This window comes from Bacillus sp. 5RYD7K, assembly GCF_059831465.1.
Window position 1 is genome coordinate 1,282,622 of the sequence record NZ_CP191200.1, and the last position, 15,996, is coordinate 1,298,617.

The 15,996-nt window shown below is 47.3% G+C and carries 16 protein-coding genes; 8 read left to right on the plus strand and 8 right to left on the minus strand.

Going from position 1 to position 15,996, the window contains the following annotated elements:
• Positions 1–108: 108 nt before the first annotated feature.
• Entirely contained in the window at positions 109–1,017 is a 909-nt protein-coding gene (alsR, locus tag ACQE26_RS06505) for an acetoin biosynthesis transcriptional regulator AlsR (RefSeq protein ID WP_269774185.1), read from the minus strand.
• A 156-nt stretch (positions 1,018–1,173) separates the two neighbouring features.
• Between alsR and alsS the strand changes: the two genes are divergently transcribed.
• The 4 genes from alsS (at position 1,174) to ACQE26_RS06525 (ending at position 5,627) form a co-directional block, all read left to right on the plus strand.
• Positions 1,174–2,886: an acetolactate synthase AlsS gene (alsS, locus tag ACQE26_RS06510; protein WP_500471020.1), complete on the plus strand. Its 1,713-nt coding sequence runs from the start codon at positions 1,174–1,176 to the stop codon at positions 2,884–2,886.
• 58 nt (positions 2,887–2,944) lie between these two features.
• Complete coding sequence (budA, locus tag ACQE26_RS06515) at positions 2,945–3,712, plus strand: acetolactate decarboxylase (RefSeq protein WP_016937721.1); 768 nt, start codon at positions 2,945–2,947, stop codon at positions 3,710–3,712.
• A gap of 119 nt (positions 3,713–3,831) precedes the next feature.
• Positions 3,832–4,982 (plus strand): IS3 family transposase gene (locus tag ACQE26_RS06520; protein ID WP_500471021.1). Its coding sequence is split into 2 segments (ribosomal slippage): positions 3,832–4,105 and positions 4,105–4,982, totalling 1,152 coding nucleotides; the frame shifts between segments, so codons are not numbered across the junction.
• A 120-nt stretch (positions 4,983–5,102) separates the two neighbouring features.
• Positions 5,103–5,627, plus strand: a complete 525-nt coding sequence (locus ACQE26_RS06525; protein WP_047475826.1) for an NAD(P)H-dependent oxidoreductase — start codon at positions 5,103–5,105, stop codon at positions 5,625–5,627.
• A 138-nt stretch (positions 5,628–5,765) separates the two neighbouring features.
• On the opposite strand, the gene ACQE26_RS06530 is transcribed toward ACQE26_RS06525, so the two are convergent.
• Genes ACQE26_RS06530 through ACQE26_RS06560 form a run of 7 tightly spaced genes read right to left on the minus strand, consistent with a single transcriptional unit; the run spans position 5,766 to position 12,018 of the window.
• A complete protein-coding gene (locus ACQE26_RS06530; RefSeq protein ID WP_500471022.1) occupies positions 5,766–6,299 on the minus strand; it encodes an SH3 domain-containing protein in 534 nt (177 codons plus the stop codon).
• 60 nt (positions 6,300–6,359) lie between these two features.
• Positions 6,360–7,277, minus strand: a complete 918-nt coding sequence (rbsB, locus tag ACQE26_RS06535) for a ribose ABC transporter substrate-binding protein RbsB (protein WP_500471024.1) — start codon at positions 7,275–7,277, stop codon at positions 6,360–6,362.
• Between the two features lie 13 nt (positions 7,278–7,290).
• Positions 7,291–8,262: a ribose ABC transporter permease RbsC gene (gene rbsC, locus ACQE26_RS06540; RefSeq protein ID WP_500471025.1), complete on the minus strand. Its 972-nt coding sequence runs from the start codon at positions 8,260–8,262 to the stop codon at positions 7,291–7,293.
• Positions 8,252–9,745 carry a sugar ABC transporter ATP-binding protein gene (locus tag ACQE26_RS06545; RefSeq protein WP_500471026.1) on the minus strand — a complete coding sequence of 498 codons (1,494 nt, stop codon included), beginning with the start codon at positions 9,743–9,745 and terminating at the stop codon, positions 8,252–8,254. Before ACQE26_RS06545 ends, rbsC begins: the two co-directional genes overlap by 11 nt.
• A 16-nt stretch (positions 9,746–9,761) precedes the next feature.
• Positions 9,762–10,157 carry a D-ribose pyranase gene (gene rbsD / locus ACQE26_RS06550; RefSeq protein ID WP_438420774.1) on the minus strand — a complete coding sequence of 132 codons (396 nt, stop codon included), beginning with the start codon at positions 10,155–10,157 and terminating at the stop codon, positions 9,762–9,764.
• Complete coding sequence (rbsK, locus tag ACQE26_RS06555) at positions 10,154–11,035, minus strand: ribokinase (protein ID WP_500471027.1); 882 nt, start codon at positions 11,033–11,035, stop codon at positions 10,154–10,156. Before rbsK ends, rbsD begins: the two co-directional genes overlap by 4 nt.
• Positions 11,032–12,018 (minus strand): LacI family DNA-binding transcriptional regulator, encoded by a 987-nt coding sequence (locus ACQE26_RS06560; protein ID WP_500471029.1) that lies wholly within the window; start codon positions 12,016–12,018, stop codon positions 11,032–11,034. Before ACQE26_RS06560 ends, rbsK begins: the two co-directional genes overlap by 4 nt.
• Positions 12,019–13,014: 996 nt before the next feature.
• On the opposite strand from ACQE26_RS06560, the gene pgsB reads away from it, so the two are divergent.
• From pgsB to edmS, 4 genes are read left to right on the plus strand one after another with little or no spacing between them, the layout of a single operon-like run.
• Positions 13,015–14,196, plus strand: coding sequence for a poly-gamma-glutamate synthase PgsB (gene pgsB / locus ACQE26_RS06565; RefSeq protein ID WP_016937732.1), 1,182 nt, complete (start codon positions 13,015–13,017; stop codon positions 14,194–14,196).
• Positions 14,197–14,210: 14 nt separating this feature from the next.
• Positions 14,211–14,660 (plus strand): poly-gamma-glutamate biosynthesis protein PgsC, encoded by a 450-nt coding sequence (pgsC, locus tag ACQE26_RS06570; RefSeq protein WP_003151340.1) that lies wholly within the window; start codon positions 14,211–14,213, stop codon positions 14,658–14,660.
• Between the two features lie 18 nt (positions 14,661–14,678).
• Positions 14,679–15,848 (plus strand): CapA family protein, encoded by a 1,170-nt coding sequence (locus ACQE26_RS06575; RefSeq protein WP_060964114.1) that lies wholly within the window; start codon positions 14,679–14,681, stop codon positions 15,846–15,848.
• Positions 15,835–15,996, plus strand: coding sequence for an extrachromosomal elements maintenance protein EdmS (gene edmS, locus ACQE26_RS06580; protein WP_003151344.1), 162 nt, complete (start codon positions 15,835–15,837; stop codon positions 15,994–15,996). The genes ACQE26_RS06575 and edmS overlap by 14 nt, the downstream gene beginning before the upstream one ends.

Here is a 15,996-nt window from a genome sequence, read left to right on the forward strand (position 1 = left end):
CTGTATGTATACGAGTACAGGCCGAAAGGTGTACTGAGCGTTTCTACTAATTTAGTAAAATTCCATAAAAGCACAAAAAAAAGAGGCTGCTTCTCGGCGTCCTCTTTTTTATACTTTTTCCTTATCCGCCTGCAATAAAGCCTGGCGTTTATTGATAATCTCCAAGAAATGTTTCAGGATCGGGTTTTGGTTGTCCTTGCGATAGGCGATGACCCAATCGGCGGTAAGCTGAACCTGATTGATGTCGCGATAGGCGACTTCGAGATTAAACAGCTTTTTAGCTGAAGAAGGCACGAAGGTTACACCGATTCCGGCGCTTACCAATCCGATTACCATTTGATACTCCGTCGCTTCCTGAACGATTTTCGGTTTAAAGCCCGCCTGCTCGCAATAGTTTACAAATTCCAGGTATAAAGTCGGCCACGTTTCTTTCGCCAGTGTGATAATCGGTTCATTTTCTAAATCCTGAATGTCGATTGTCTCTTTGGCGGTAAGCGGGTGCTGCTTCGGCAAGGCCAGAATGCAAGGACTGCTCTGCACCTTTTCCATATGTAAGGCCGAATGCTGTAAAGGCGGATGAAGGATGCCGATATCAATGTTGCCTTTCAGAAGCTCTTCCTGCTGTCTGAAAGAAGAGATTTCACGCAGATCAAGCTTGACGGAGGGGAATTTTTCGCGGAATTCCCGAATGATCGGCGGCAGAAATTCATATGTGGCTGAGCCGACAAAACCGACGACAAGCCGGCCGAGCTCTCCCCGCGCCGTCCTCTGCGCCATTTCAATCGCTTTGTCTATTTGTTCGATCGCGTTTCTGCTGTGTTTCAAAAAACTTTCTCCGGCAGCTGAAAGCTCAACAACCCGTTTCGTGCGCTTTAATAAAGTCACGCCGACTTCTTTCTCAAGCTGTTTGATCTGCTGGCTGAGAGGCGGCTGTGTCATATTTAACCGAAGCGCGGCTTTGCCGAAATGAAGTTCTTCAGCGACGGCAATAAAGTATTGAAGATGGCGAAGCTCCATCCTTATCCATTCCTTTCCCTTTGTTAATTATTCGTGAAACATATTAATCATACGGCGAATTGATATTGGAGGTCAATTTCCAAAGGGTGTATAGTGAATAATATCACAAATTACTTAAAATTTTATATTTAATATGCATAATAAGGAGTGAGGGTGTTGGCAAAAGCAACAAATGAACTGAGAACCTCTGGAAAAAATCGCGGGGCGGAGCTTGTTGTTGATTGCTTAGTGGAGCAAGGTGTCACACATGTTTTTGGCATTCCGGGTGCAAAAATTGATGCAGTATTTGATGCGTTAAAAGATAAAGGACCTGAACTGGTTTTATGCCGTCACGAACAGAACGCTGCGTTTATGGCAGCGGCTGTCGGAAGACTGACAGGAAAACCTGGCGTTTGTCTCGTTACTTCAGGCCCGGGGGCATCCAACTTAGCGACCGGCTTGTTAACGGCTAATACAGAAGGTGATCCGGTAGTGGCACTGGCGGGAAACGTGATTCGCGCGGACCGGTTAAAACGGACACACCAATCATTAGACAATGCGGCACTATTTCAGCCGATCACAAAATACAGTGTAGAAGTACAGGAAACAGGGAATATACCAGAAGCGGTAACAAACGCCTTCAGGGCAGCGTCAGCAGGTCAGGCAGGCGCGGCTTTTGTGAGCTTTCCGCAGGATGTTGTGAATGAAGTCACAAACGTCAAAAACGTACGCAGCGTGCCGGCGCCGAAACAAGGCCCTGCACCGGAAGAAGCGGTCAGCGCGGCTATCGCGAAAATCCAGACGGCGAAACTTCCCGTTCTGTTAGTCGGCATGAAAGGCGGAAGACCGGAGGCGGTAAAACAAATCCGCAAGCTGCTTGCCAAAACAAAACTGCCTTTCGTAGAAACGTACCAAGGGGCCGGCACATTGTCCAGAGAGCTTGAGGACCAATATTTCGGCCGGATCGGACTGTTCCGCAACCAGCCGGGCGATCTTCTGCTTGAACAGGCGGATGTCGTATTAACGATCGGTTATGATCCGATTGAATACGATCCGAAGTTCTGGAACGTAAACGGCGACCGTGCTATTATCCATCTTGACGAAATTCAGGCCGATATCGATCATGCGTATCAGCCGGAATTAGAATTATTAGGTGATATCGCCGCTACGGTTAAACAAATTGAACACGACGCTGTGACATTTGAAATGGGCAGCCGTGAAAAAGAAGTGCTGAGCGAATTAAAACAAATGCTATCAGACAGCGAGAAGGCGCCAAGCGATCATAAATCCGACAGAGCGCATCCTCTGCAAATCGTCCAAGAACTGCGCAATGCAATTGATGACGACGTCACCGTCACTTGCGATATCGGTTCTCATGCGATCTGGATGTCCCGCTACTTCCGCGCTTATGAGCCGTTGAAGCTGATGATCAGCAACGGCATGCAGACATTGGGCGTAGCGCTTCCTTGGGCGATTGCCGCCACATTGGTGAATCCGGGTGAAAAAGTCGTATCCGTTTCAGGAGACGGAGGATTCCTGTTCTCCGCAATGGAACTGGAAACGGCAGTCCGCTTAAAAGCGCCGATCGTTCACCTTGTATGGAATGACAGCACATATGATATGGTCGCATTCCAGCAAATGAAAAAATATAACCGTACATCATGCGTAGATTTCGGAAACATTGACATCGTAAAATATGCAGAAAGCTTCGGCGCCACCGGCTTGCGTGTCGAGTCACCGGAACAGCTGGCAGACGTGCTGCAAAAAGGCTTGAACACAGAAGGACCTGTCATCATCGACATTCCTGTCGATTACAGTGACAACGTTCATTTATCAAGTGACATGCTTCCGAAGCAATTCAAAGAAAGAATGAAAGCAAAAGCTCTCTAGCACTCTGCGCACCATGACCTGTTTTCTAAAACAGCCTAATTTAAAAGGAGTGAAGAGAATGAAAAATGCAAACGACATCCAAGTGATGAGCCGCGGAGAAAAAGGCTCACCTGAGGATCAGATCTATCAAGTATCAACAATGACATCTCTGCTGGACGGAGTATATGACGGAGATTTTGATATGGCTGACATTCCGAAGTTCGGTGATTTCGGAATCGGCACTTTCAACAAACTGGACGGCGAATTAATCGGATTTGACGGACAATTCTATCGTCTGCGCGGCGACGGAACGGCTACGCCTGTTAAAGGCGGAGACCTGTCACCATTCTGTTCATTCACATTTTTCACACCGGATATGACGCATACGATCGACGGCGAAATGACCCGTGAAGAATTCGAGCAGGAAATGGCCAGCCTTCTGCCTAGTAAAAACTTATTTTATGCGATCCGTTTAGACGGTGTATTTAAAAAGGTGCAGACGAGAACGGTAGAACGTCAGGAGAAACCGTACGTTCCGATGATCGAAGCGGTGAAAACACAGCCTGTGTTCAACTTTGACGACATTCAGGGAACGATCGCCGGCTTCTGGACGCCGGGTTACGCAAACGGCATCGCTGTTTCCGGGTATCACTTGCACTTCATTGATGAAGGCCGCAATTCCGGCGGACATGTGTTTGACTATATCATTAAAGATTGCAAAGTGACCATTTCTCAAAAAATGAACATGAACCTCAAGCTTCCGAATACGGCGGACTTTTTCAACGCGAATTTAGATAATCCGAATTTCGCGAAGGACATTGAAACAACCGAAGGAAGCCCTGAATAAATGAAAAAAGAAAGCCCGTTTTTCTGGGACTGACCCCATAATATGAGACAAACAAAAAACACCTTCAAGTTTGAAAACGGATCGTTGTTATCCGAAATTAGACTTGGAGGTGTTTTTCTATGAGGGCAAGAGTGAGTTATCCGGTTGAAGTCAAACAGAAGGCTGTAGAAATGAGATTGGCGGGCGTGCCTGTGAAGGAGATCATGCAGGAATTGAATATAAAGAATAAGACGCAGGTGCAGACATGGGTCAGGTGGTATAAAGCTGGGGATACACATCGATTCGAACAACCTGTCGGAAAGCAATATTCTTATGGAAAAGGTCCAGAGTATTCTTCCGAATTAGAGAAACTTCAGGCAGAAAATCGTTATCTGAGACAACAGAACGAAGTGTTAAAAAAGTACAACGAATTGGAAAGGAAGCTGATAGCGAAACGCCAGTCGAGCTTGTAGAAGCATTGCGCGGCACAATGACCATAAAGGATATCTGTATTCATTTAGGTATCTCACGAGCATCTTATTATCGTTGGAAGAAGAATCTGATGAAAGATAACCCTAAATACCATTTAGAAAAACAAATCGGCACGTTGTGCCGAGAACACAAGTATCGATATGGCTATCGGAAAATCACAGCCATATTAAAAAAGGGAATGCGTATGAATCATAAAACGGTTCAGCGCATTATGCAGAAGAATCAGTGGCAATGCCGGGTTAAGGTGAAAAAGCGCAAGAAGAATGGGCAGCCATATGCCGTGGCCGAGAATATATTGGATCGAAACTTTCAGTCTGATCGCCCTCTGGAAAAGCTAGTAACGGATATCACATATTTGCCTTATGGGCAGAAACCATTGTATCTTTCCAGTATATTGGATTTATACAATGGAGAAGTGATTGCTTTTACGATTAGCGATAGACAGGACACAGACTTTGTCTTACACACACTTGATCAGCTGCCCGCACTGCCAGAGAACTGCGTGTTACATAGTGACCAAGGTTCTGTTTATACATCTTATGAGTATCAGAAAGCTGTTAAAACAAAAGGCATTACCATGAGCATGTCCCGCAAAGGGACGCCCGCTGATAATGCCTCCATCGAATCGTTTCATTCCTCACTAAAGTCTGAAACGTTCTACCTCGACAGGTTGGAAAGCACTACGACGACCATCGTAGAACAAACTGTCGAAACCTATATACACTATTATAACAACATTCGTATTCAAACGAAACTAAACAACCAGCCGCCGGTCACATACCGACAGCTGGCTGCTTAAAGGTGTTTTGATCCCTGTCTCAAAAACGGGGGTCAGTCCCTTCTCCCGGGCTTTCTTTTTATTTGGCTGAACCGGCAATGATTAGGTAAAATACAGTCAAAAGGGAAAGGTGTGGTAGCTGTGAAAGTTTTGGTATTGGCGGTTCACCCTGACATGGAAAACTCAGTGGTCAATAAGGCGTGGACAGAAGAATTAAAAAATCACGATGACATTACGGTCCGTGAGCTTTATAAAGAATATCCGGACGGGAAAATCAATGCGGAAAAGGAACGCCAGCTGTGCGAACAGTATGACCGGATCGTATTTCAATTTCCGCTGTACTGGTACAGTGCGCCTCCGCTTTTAAAAACATGGATGGATCATGTGCTGTCGTACGGCTGGGCTTACGGCTCCAAAGGCAAGGCGCTGCATGGCAAAGAATTACTGCTGGCTGTTTCCGTAGGTGCCGGGGAGGATGCATACCAGGCAGGCGGTTCCAACCACTTTACATTGAGCGAGCTTTTAAGGCCGTTTCAGGCAATGGCTAATTTTACGGGTATGACCTATTTGCCGGCTTTCGCGCTGTACGGTGTAAATGGGGCGGGTGCGGCGAATATTCGTGACAATGCGAGAAGTCTGGCGGATTACATAAAGAAATCATTTTAAAATGATCCGCTGATGCATGATGCATTCGTCTTTATGTGACAATATTTCCTGAGAAATATTTCGAATTCCCGACAATTTTGACTGTCAGAAAGAAAAAAAACGGATTTCGCGGTGAATGTGCGAAATCCGTTTTTGAAATTATGTCAGTTTTTGCAGATCTTTTGTGCTGATGTATCCAGTTGCGCCGCCGTAATCGACAAGCGCCCAGCCGAAATCAATGCCGCCGCCGGCAGTTTTTTTCCATCCTAAGAAAGAAACGCTCGTATTTTTAGCAAGAGAAGCTTTGACTGCTCGGTTTTCTGTAAATACTTTAGTTTTTGCGGTCGTTTTTACGGTTGTTGCTTCTTTAACAATATAATGAGTAGATACAAATCCTGTTTTTCCGTTTTTATAATGGACTTTTGCCCAGTCTGCGTTCTGGAATGAAACGATTTTTAAGCTGTCGCCTAAATGAAGAACATCAGCTTTCGGGCTGACAGCCGATGCTTTTGTTCTGACGTTCAATGCTTCCGCGGAAACGAGATAAGAGTCAAGCGGATAGCTGTACAGATCGTCAATCTTGACCGCTTCTTGCGCGTGTGTCTCAGGAAGAGGCGTTATTCCGGCAGCTGAAGCCGCTGATATTCCCGCTGCAAGGGCCAGGATGGATGCCGCTTTGGCTGTTTTCTTCATCTCTATCTCTCCTTTTACTTCTTCTTTTCACGTTTTTCCGAAAGTCTAAACATCGGACGGTTACTTTTGTGTTTGAAGTTTCAATGGAGCGGAAATGGTTTTTTTGATTTTTTCTCCTTTCAGCACCTGTTCCGCCGCTTCCGCCGCCAGTTTTCCGATCAGCTCCGGCTGCTGGGCGACCGTGGCTGTCAGCTTCCCGTTTTTAATGGAGGAAATCGCATCCTTATTTCCGTCAAACCCGACAACCAGAATGTGTTTGCCCGAGCTGTTGATCGCTTCGAGCGCACCGAGCGCCATTTCATCATTATGGGCGAACACGGCTTTGATGTCAGGATGGCCCTGGAGCAGATTTTCCATGACGGTCAATCCTTTTGTACGGTCAAAATCCGCCGCTTGCTTCGTTACGACATCCAGCTTTTTGTCGGCGATATGATGAAAGCCCGTACCGCGTTCCCGGGTCGCGGATGCGCCCGGAACTCCCTGCAATTCCGCGACTTTGGCGTCTTTTCCGAGCTGATCGGCGAGGTAGCCGGCCGCCATTTCTCCTCCTTTGACATTGTCAGAAGCGACAAGCGTTTCGACTTTGCCGTGTTCGGCTGAACGATCAAGCGCAATGACGGGAATGCCGAGGGAATTTGCAGATTCGACGGCGGCTGAAATCGCTGATGAATCGGTCGGATTGATCAGCAGCGCATCGACTCCCTGCTGGATCAGGTCTTCTACGTCATTCGACTGTTTTGATGAATCGTTTTGAGCATCGACAATGATGACCTTCATGCCCTGTTTTTCGGCTTCTTTTACCACGCCGTCTTTTAATGAAACGAAGAACGGGTTGTTCAAAGTGGAGACGGAAAGTCCGAGTGTGAATTCTTTTTTATGTTTGGTGTTTGACGGTTTTGCCCATTGGGGCGGTTCAAGTGAACAGGCGGACAGTAAAAACAGTGATAATGCCGCAATCGCGATGATGGCCTTCTTCATAATGATCCTCCTACTATGCCGATTTTTTGCGGTCCAGCAGCACCGCGATTAAAATGACGATTCCTTTGACGACGAGCTGATAAAAAGACGATACGCCGAGAAGGTTCAAGCCGTTGTTCAGCGTTCCGATAATCAAAACCCCGATCAGCGTACCGATGATGCGTCCCCGTCCGCCGGACAGGCTTGTTCCGCCTAAGACGACCGCTGCGATGGCGTCCAGCTCGTATGATTCCCCGGCCGTCGGCTGTGCGGAATTTAAGCGTGATGTCAGAATCGCTCCGGCCAGCGCCGATAATAAACCTGTCAGAGAATAGATCATGATCTTGATGCGGGGCACTTTGATACCGGAAATCAGCGCCGCTTTCTCATTGCCGCCGATGGCGTATGTCCGGCGGCCGAACGGTGTTTTGTGCAGAAGAACCCATAGGGCCGCGAATGCAATCAGCATGGTAATGGCGGGTACGGGGATGCCGAGAAAATAACCGCGCCCGAATAATTGAAACGCGTAATTTGTACCGAGTCCCGTAATCGGATTTCCGTCTGTATAGACGAGGGTCAGTCCGCGAAAGACCGTCATTGTCGCCAAAGTGGCGATAAACGGAGCCATTTTCCCTTTTGTGATTAATAAACCGTTTATCATGCCGAGTACTGCGCCGATCACGCAGCCGATGATGACGGCTAAGATCGGGTCGATGCCTGATACCATCATACCGGCGACCAATGCGCTCGATAAGGCGAGGATGGCTCCGACAGAGAGATCAATGCCTCCCGTTAAAATGACAAACGTCATTCCGAAAGCGATCAGCGCGTTAATCGCAACCTGCCGAAGAAGGTTCAGAATATTGAGCGGCTCAAGAAAACTCGGGTTTAAAACGGAAACGATCAGCACAAGAATCAGTAAGCCGAGAAACGGACCGAGTTTTTGCGTAAAGGTATGAATGGAAAAACGCTGTTGTTCAGTTGATGTCATTGGTTCAGTTTTCATTCTGCTGCCCTCCCGTGGCAAGTGTCATGATGTGTTCTTGCGTTGCACCGGCCGCATTGATTTCTCCATTGATGCGTCCTTCATGGACGACGATAATTCTGTCACTCATGCCGAGAATTTCCGGCAGCTCGGAAGAAACCATGATGATGGCGACTCCGCGGTCGGTCAGCTCATTCATTAATGAATAGATCTCCCGTTTCGCGCCTACGTCGACGCCCCTTGTCGGTTCATCGAGGATGAGAACTTTTGGGCCGATTCCGATCCATTTGGCGATGACGACTTTTTGCTGATTTCCTCCGGATAGATGCCGCGCGGCGGTTTCCGGAGACGCGGTCTTAATGGTCAGCCGCTTGATCAGCAGCTCGACGAACTCCGCCTCACGTTTTCGATCAATGATGCCTTTCGGAGAGAAACTGGTCAGGCTCGGCAATGAGATGTTTTCACGAATGGACGTATCCAGAAGCAGTCCTTCATCTTTCCGGTTTTCTGTAATCAGGCCGAGTCCCTTGCGGATGGCATCAGCCGGACCCCGAATGCCGATTTTTCGGCCGGAAATCCAGATCTCTCCGGAATCGAGCCGGTCAATTCCAAACAGCGCTCTCATGATTTCTGTCCGTCCGGCACCCATTAAGCCGGAAACACCGAGGATTTCTCCGGCGCGCACATGGAAACTGACCTGTGAAAAGCTTCCTTTTTTTGAGGCGTTTTTCACTTCGAGCACCTTATCGCCGAGTGACGGCGTGCGTGTCGGATACCGATCAGTCAGCTCCCGGCCGACCATTTTTTTGACCACTTCATCAAAATTAGTATCTTTCAAATGCGCCGTATCGACAGTGAGGCCGTCCCGCATAATGGTGATCCGGTCGCAAATTGAAAATATCTCTTCCATTCGGTGCGATATATAGACGATTGAAACGCCGTCTTGCTTTAACGCCGTCATTACGTCAAACAGCTTGCTGATTTCCCGTTCGGTCAGCGCCGCGGTCGGTTCGTCCATAATGATGACTTCGGCGTTTGTCATCAGCGCTTTAGCAATCTCAATCATCTGCTGCTGGCCGACGGAACATTGTCCGGCTTCCCGGTCAAGAGGCAGAGAGACTCCCAGTTTTTCAAGCTGTGATTTTGCTAGCGCTTTCATTTTCTTCGTTTCCAAAACACCGAATGCCGTCGTCAGCTCTTTGCCGATAAAGAGGTTTTCAAGCACCGTCATGTCCGGCCATATATTCAGCTCCTGATGGATAAAGGCGATTCCGTGCTTTTCGGCTTCTTTTGGATTGGAGAAGGTCATATTTGTTCCGTTTATCGTAATGTTTCCCTTATCGAGGCGGTGCAGCCCGGTGAGCAGGTTCATTAACGTCGATTTGCCCGCTCCGTTTTCTCCCATTAAAGCGTGGATTTCTCCCGGCAGAAGCTCAAATGAGACGCCGGAGAGCACTTGATTTTTCCCGAATGCTTTATGAATGTCTGTCATGCTGATGTGCATGCTGGATCCCTTCCTTCTAGAAAATCACACCCGCCTGCAGGATGCAGTTGGCGTATGGTGTCATTTCACCCGTTCGGATGACGGCTTTTGCTTTCTGTGTGAGCCGTTTGAATTCCTCGTGGGACATGTACTCGATCGTCTGCGCTGAGAAATGGCTTTCTATGAAACTTGCATTCTCAGGATTTGCGTCTTTGATTTCGGAAGCGGCTATCACCTTTTCGACTGCCATCTCCCCGGCTACCAGGCTGGTCACGTCCCGAAAGGCGGGAACGCCCGCCGTTAAGGACAAATCAATTTTAGGGACACCGTCTGGGACGGGGAGACCCGCATCGGCGATCGCAATGAGGTCTGTATGCCCGAGATCGGCTAATACTTTGTCAATGTGGCTGTTTAACATTCCGTGTTTCTTCATGACAGCAACTCCTCGACTGCTTTTCTGTCCGGCATACCGCCCTGGGCGCCGAAATGCTGCACGGATAGGGAGGCTGCGCGGTTGGCAAACAGAAGCGCTTGTTCGATGTCCTGTCCTTCCGCAAGTGCGACGGCAAGTGCCGCGTTAAAAGTATCACCGGCTCCCGTCGTGTCGACTGCTTCCACAGGAAAGGCGGGAACGAGTCTCTCTGCAGTGCCGTCAGAATACCGCACGCCTTGTTTCCCTTCGGTAATGAACAGTTTGCCGGGATAGCCGGCTAGCGCCTCTTCTTTCGTCCGGCCAGGAAATAAAATGGATGCTTCATGTTCGTTCGGCGTAAGATAAGCGGCATCCTCAATCGTTGATTGTTTCAGCGGACGGGCCGGCGCCGGATTAAGGATCACCGGAATTTGATGCTCGCGGCAGTAGCTGCACACTTCTTCAACGGTTTCTTCGGGGATCTCCTGCTGGATCAGCACGATATCAATGCCGGGAAGTTTCGCGAGCGCGCTTTTGGCATCAGCGGGGGAGATGTCATCGTTTGCGCCTTTTACGACGACGATGCTGTTATCTCCTTCTGCGAGCACAATATGAGCCGTTCCGCTTTTTTGGTGTGTAACCGTTTCCATATAGTCCGTATTGACACCGTTTGCCTGCAGGTTTTCAATAATCGCTTTTCCGTAGCTGTCACTGCCTACTTTCCCTACTATATATACGTCAGCTCCCAGGCGGGAAGCGGCTACGGCCTGATTTGCGCCTTTTCCCCCGGGCACGGTTTGAAAGTCTGCGCCCAGTACGGTTTCTCCCGCTTTCGGACGCCGTTCGGATGTGACGACAAGATCCATAGAACAGCTTCCGATAACACAAATTTCACTCACTTGTACTCATCCTTTCTCGTCGTTTGTCTTTCCATGTATGTGACTGGCATTTGAATGGACGTCTCTTTCGGCGGCTCTTTCTTTATTAATTGCAGCAGCAGGCTTGCCGCTCGTTTTCCCATCTCATATGCAGGCTGGCGGATGGTTGAAAGAGGCGGGAACAAGAGACTGCTCTGCGGAATATCGTCGTATCCGATGATCTGAATCTCCTCGGGAACTTTTTTACCGAGCCGCAGCGCCTCATGAAGGACGGCCGCCGCCGCAATATCGTTGCTGGCAATGACGCCGTCAGTTTCCGGGAATGCGGCAAACAATTCTTTCGCTAAAATGGCGGCATCCTTGATGGAAAATGAAGCGGCGGAGATGACATTGAACTGCGCGCCCGCTTTTTGCAGCACGTCACGTGCGCCGTTAAAACGTTCCTGAGCGGTCGGAAGGCGGCCGGGGCCTTGGACGAGCGTGATGCTTGTGCTTTTGCCGCGTAGCATTTCCTCAGCCGCCCGTTTTCCGCCTGCCCGGCCGTCACTGAATACGGAAGGAGCGCCTTCTTTTGCCCGGTCCAGAAATACGACCGGGTAAAGGCTCCCGCTGTATTCGGGAAGATCGGGGTAATTGGTGGCCGCCAAAATTCCGGCAACTTGATTTTGTTTAAATGTCTGCAGATAGTCAAGTTCTTTTTCCAATTCCTCATCGCTGTTGCCGATCATCAGCCGGTACCCCTCCCGCTGCAATTCGTCTTCAGCGCCGCGGGCAAGCTGCGGGAAAAAGGGATTCGTAATATCCGGAAGCAAAAGTCCCACCAGTCTGGATTCTCTTTTATAAAGAGAGCGGGCAACTTCATTCGGATAATAATTCAGTTTCTCCATGGCGAGCATGACCTTCGTTCTTGTATCTTCATGCACGTAGCCGTTGTCATTGAGGACACGCGAGACCGTGGCAACAGAGACGCCGGCAGCGCCTGCGACATCTTTAATCGTTGCCAACAAACACTCCTCCTCTATTTATGTAACCGTTTACACAAAAAGAGTATCACGAATATTTTCGCTTGGCAACAAAAAAAGAGGCCGGAGTTAACTTTGGTATCAGGGACAATCTCTATGGAAGGATAGATCTCACGCCCAATTGAAATGCTTGCTCCGCACGTTCAGATTGGCTGAGGGCTTGTTTGTTCATTTTGCCGATAGCCGCATAGGAATTCAGCTTGTCTTTCGGATATTCCAAGGCACGTGCATTCAGCTTTAAACGAATTTTTACTTTCAGATGCCGGCGGGGATCAGTATCCATTCCTTTTTATGCATTTTATAAATTAGAGGAATTTCTTGCTGCTGCTTGCTGTTTTTCCATAAACTCTACAATTATGGATGAACTTTTCTTGAACGAATTTAAAGATTTATTAAAATTATTTCAAAAGAGTGAGAAATGGCCTGTAAACGGAACAAAAGCAGATAGGCTTTCCGCATATAAAATGTATATTTCTTGTAAACACTCCGGACCCGTCTGTTTCTGTCATGTACAAGACATCCCGGTAGTTATTTTGGAATGGGACTGAAAGCAGGATGCGGGGGAAAAATGAATGACTTTAAGACCTTATTCTTAACAAAACAGGAAGTCTTCATCCAGCGGACAAAGAGTCAGAAAACGTATGCGCAGTGCGGAAAACACTGGTATAAAAGGCCGGAAAAGATGGATTATGATTGCATCTTTTTCTTCCGGAACGCGGATAGTTCTATTAGTCCAAATAAATAGACGAGGGAAAATGTAAACGCATTCATTTTTTCTGAAAAAAATTGAAGTAAGTTCTAAGTCCTGCCGATTCCCAAAAAAAGCAATTCGATAATAGGAAGAATAGCGTCACTAATAGAGAAGTTTGGCTCAGTGAAAGCGGGAAGATTATGTTACATAATGCCGATTGAGAATTCATAGTGAAGCTATATACTGATGAATGAATTTATCAATACAGAAGGAGATGTCAAAAATCAATGTGGTTACTCATTATAGCCTGTGCTGCCGTACTAATCATCGGAATCATTGAAAAAAGGCGGCATCAGAAGAATATCGATGCTCTGCCAGTACGCGTCAATATTAATGGTATCCGCGGAAAGTCAACCGTAACGAGGCTGACGACCGGAATACTGATGGAGGCGGGCTACAAAACAGTCGGAAAAACGACGGGAACAGATGCAAGGATGATCTATTGGGATACACCTGAGGAAAAACCGATCAAACGGAAACCGCAGGGCCCGAATATCGGCGAGCAAAAAGAAGTAATGAAGGAAACCGTTGAACGGGGCGCCAATGCCATTGTCAGTGAATGTATGGCGGTAAACCCGGATTATCAGATTATCTTTCAGGAAGAACTCCTTCAAGCCAACATCGGCGTCATCGTGAATGTGCTTGAAGACCATATGGACGTTATGGGGCCGACGCTTGATGAAATCGCTGAAGCTTTTACCGCGACGATTCCTTATAACGGCCATCTTGTGATTACAGACAGTGAATACACAGATTTCTTTAAAGAAAAAGCCGCAGAGCGAAATACTGAAGTCATTATTGCGGATAACTCTAAAATTACTGATGAATACCTGCGGAAATTCGAATATATGGTCTTTCCTGATAACGCTTCACTTGCGCTCGGCGTTGCCCAGGCTCTTGGTATAGATGAAGAAACGGCGTTTAAAGGCATGCTGAATGCGCCGCCTGATCCAGGCGCCATGAGAATTCTGCCGCTGCTCAGCACAAAGGAGCCCGGTCATTTCGTAAATGGCTTTGCCGCAAATGATGCATCTTCTACTTTGAATATATGGAAACGTGTAAAGGAAATCGGCTATCCGACAGATGAACCAATCGTCATCATGAACTGCCGCGCCGACCGCGTGGACAGAACGATTCAGTTTGCCAATGATGTGCTTCCGTACATTAAAACGAAGGAACTCATTCTCATCGGCGAGACGACAGAACCGATCGTCAAAGCTTATGAAGAAGGCAAGATTCCTGCCGATACCCTGCACGATCTCGAATATAAATCAACAGACGAAATCATGGACGTGCTGAAAACAAGAATGCAAAACCGTGTCATATATGGCGTCGGCAACATCCACGGTTCAGCGGAACCATTAATTGAAAAAATCCAAGAGTATAAGGTGAAACAGCTCGTTAGCTAGGAGGAAAAGGATAAATGTTCGGATCAGATTTATATATCTCACTTATTTTAGGCGTGTTAATCAGTTTAATTTTTGCGGAAAAAACAGGTATCGTACCTGCCGGGTTAGTCGTACCGGGTTATTTAGGGCTCGTTTTTAACCAGCCGGTCTTTATTTTACTCGTATTGTTAGTGAGTCTTCTTACATACGTGATCGTCAAATACGGTTTATCAAGATTTATGATTTTATACGGACGCAGAAAATTCGCAGCTATGCTGATTACGGGAATCTGCTTAAAAATCGCATTGGATTTTCTCTACCCGATCGTACCGTTTGAGATATCAGAATTCCGCGGAATCGGTATCATTGTACCGGGTCTGATCGCCAACACCATTCAGAAACAGGGATTAACGATTACATTTGCCAGCACGCTGTTTTTAAGCGGCGCCACTTTTGCCATTATGTTTGCTTACTACTTAATCTAATGTAAGGTGTGTCAAACGATGAAAAAACAATTAAGCTTTCAAGAGAAACTGCTGAAGCTGACCAAACAGCAGAAAAAGAAAACCAATCTTCACGTTTTTATCGCACTGCCGATCGTCTTTTGCCTGATGTTCATCTGCATCCTGACAGGGAAGGCGGAGACGCCGAGTGTGAAAAGAAATGCCGATGATCTTGTATCAGCCTCGTTCGTCGGAGATATTATGATGGGCCGGAATGTGGAGAAAGTGACAAAGCATAACGGAACGGAAAGCGTCTTCCGCTACGCAAAGCCATTTTTTGAAGCATCTGACTATGTGTCGGGAAACTTTGAAAACCCGGTTACATATAAAAAGAACTACAAAGAAGCAGACAAAAATATTCACCTTCAATCAGACAAAGATGCCGTAAAAGTATTAAAGGACACGAATTTCACCGTTCTGACGGCAGCCAACAACCATGCGATGGATTACGGCCCTCAAGGAATGCGGGATACTGTTGAAGAATTTTCAAAGCAGAACCTTGAACTTGTCGGTGCGGGCCTGACGCTTAAAGAGGCCGAGCAGAACATTTCATATCAAGATGTAAACGGAATCAAAATCGCAACACTGGGATTCACCGATGTTTCCGGAAAAGGCTTTGCAGCTAAACGAAATGCGCCGGGTGTGCTTCCGGCCGATCCTGAGCTGTTCATTCCGATGATTTCCAAAGCCAAAAAGAAAGCCGATCTTGTCATTGTTCAAACACACTGGGGACAGGAATACGATAATGATCCGAATGACAGACAGCGCCAGTTGGCAAGAGCAATGTCGGATGCAGGAGCGGATATCATCGTCGGACACCATCCGCATGTGCTTGAACCGATCGAAATGTACCACGGCACCGTTATTTTCTACAGCCTGGGCAACTTCGTATTTGACCAGGGATGGACAAGAACGAGAGACACGGCGCTTGTACAATATCATTTGCAGAAAAACGGCACGGGACGCTTTGAAGTCACGCCGATGAACATTCATGAAGCGACGCCTGCGCCGGTTAAAAAAGGCAGCATCAATCATAAAACAATCATACGAGAATTGACGAAAGAATCGAATTTCAAGTGGAGCGTCAAGGACGGAAAGTTAACGTTTGATGTGGACCACAGCAATATCTTAAAAAAGAAAGCGGAGGGAAAAACAAATGAAAATCATTAAAGCCGGATGGCCGTTTGCCGCGATCATTATGGTATTTATGTTTATGTCAGCTTTTAAATACAATGATCAGCTCACAGATCAGGAAAAACAAAAAATTGACACGGAAATGCAAAAAATTCAGCAGGAGGACACAGCGGGCGCAAAATAA

Coding starts and splice junctions, on each gene's coding strand:
- alsR (WP_269774185.1), bottom strand. CDS start 1,017: ATGGAGCTTCGCCATCTTCAATACTTTATTGCCGTCGCTGAAGAACTT.
- edmS (WP_003151344.1), top strand. CDS start 15,835: ATGAAAATCATTAAAGCCGGATGGCCGTTTGCCGCGATCATTATGGTA.
- pgsC (WP_003151340.1), top strand. CDS start 14,211: ATGTTCGGATCAGATTTATATATCTCACTTATTTTAGGCGTGTTAATC.
- rbsD (WP_438420774.1), bottom strand. CDS start 10,157: ATGAAGAAACACGGAATGTTAAACAGCCACATTGACAAAGTATTAGCC.
- budA (WP_016937721.1), top strand. CDS start 2,945: ATGAAAAATGCAAACGACATCCAAGTGATGAGCCGCGGAGAAAAAGGC.
- ACQE26_RS06545 (WP_500471026.1), bottom strand. CDS start 9,745: ATGCACATCAGCATGACAGACATTCATAAAGCATTCGGGAAAAATCAA.
- rbsB (WP_500471024.1), bottom strand. CDS start 7,277: ATGAAGAAGGCCATCATCGCGATTGCGGCATTATCACTGTTTTTACTG.
- rbsC (WP_500471025.1), bottom strand. CDS start 8,262: ATGAAAACTGAACCAATGACATCAACTGAACAACAGCGTTTTTCCATT.
- ACQE26_RS06530 (WP_500471022.1), bottom strand. CDS start 6,299: ATGAAGAAAACAGCCAAAGCGGCATCCATCCTGGCCCTTGCAGCGGGA.
- pgsB (WP_016937732.1), top strand. CDS start 13,015: ATGTGGTTACTCATTATAGCCTGTGCTGCCGTACTAATCATCGGAATC.
- ACQE26_RS06575 (WP_060964114.1), top strand. CDS start 14,679: ATGAAAAAACAATTAAGCTTTCAAGAGAAACTGCTGAAGCTGACCAAA.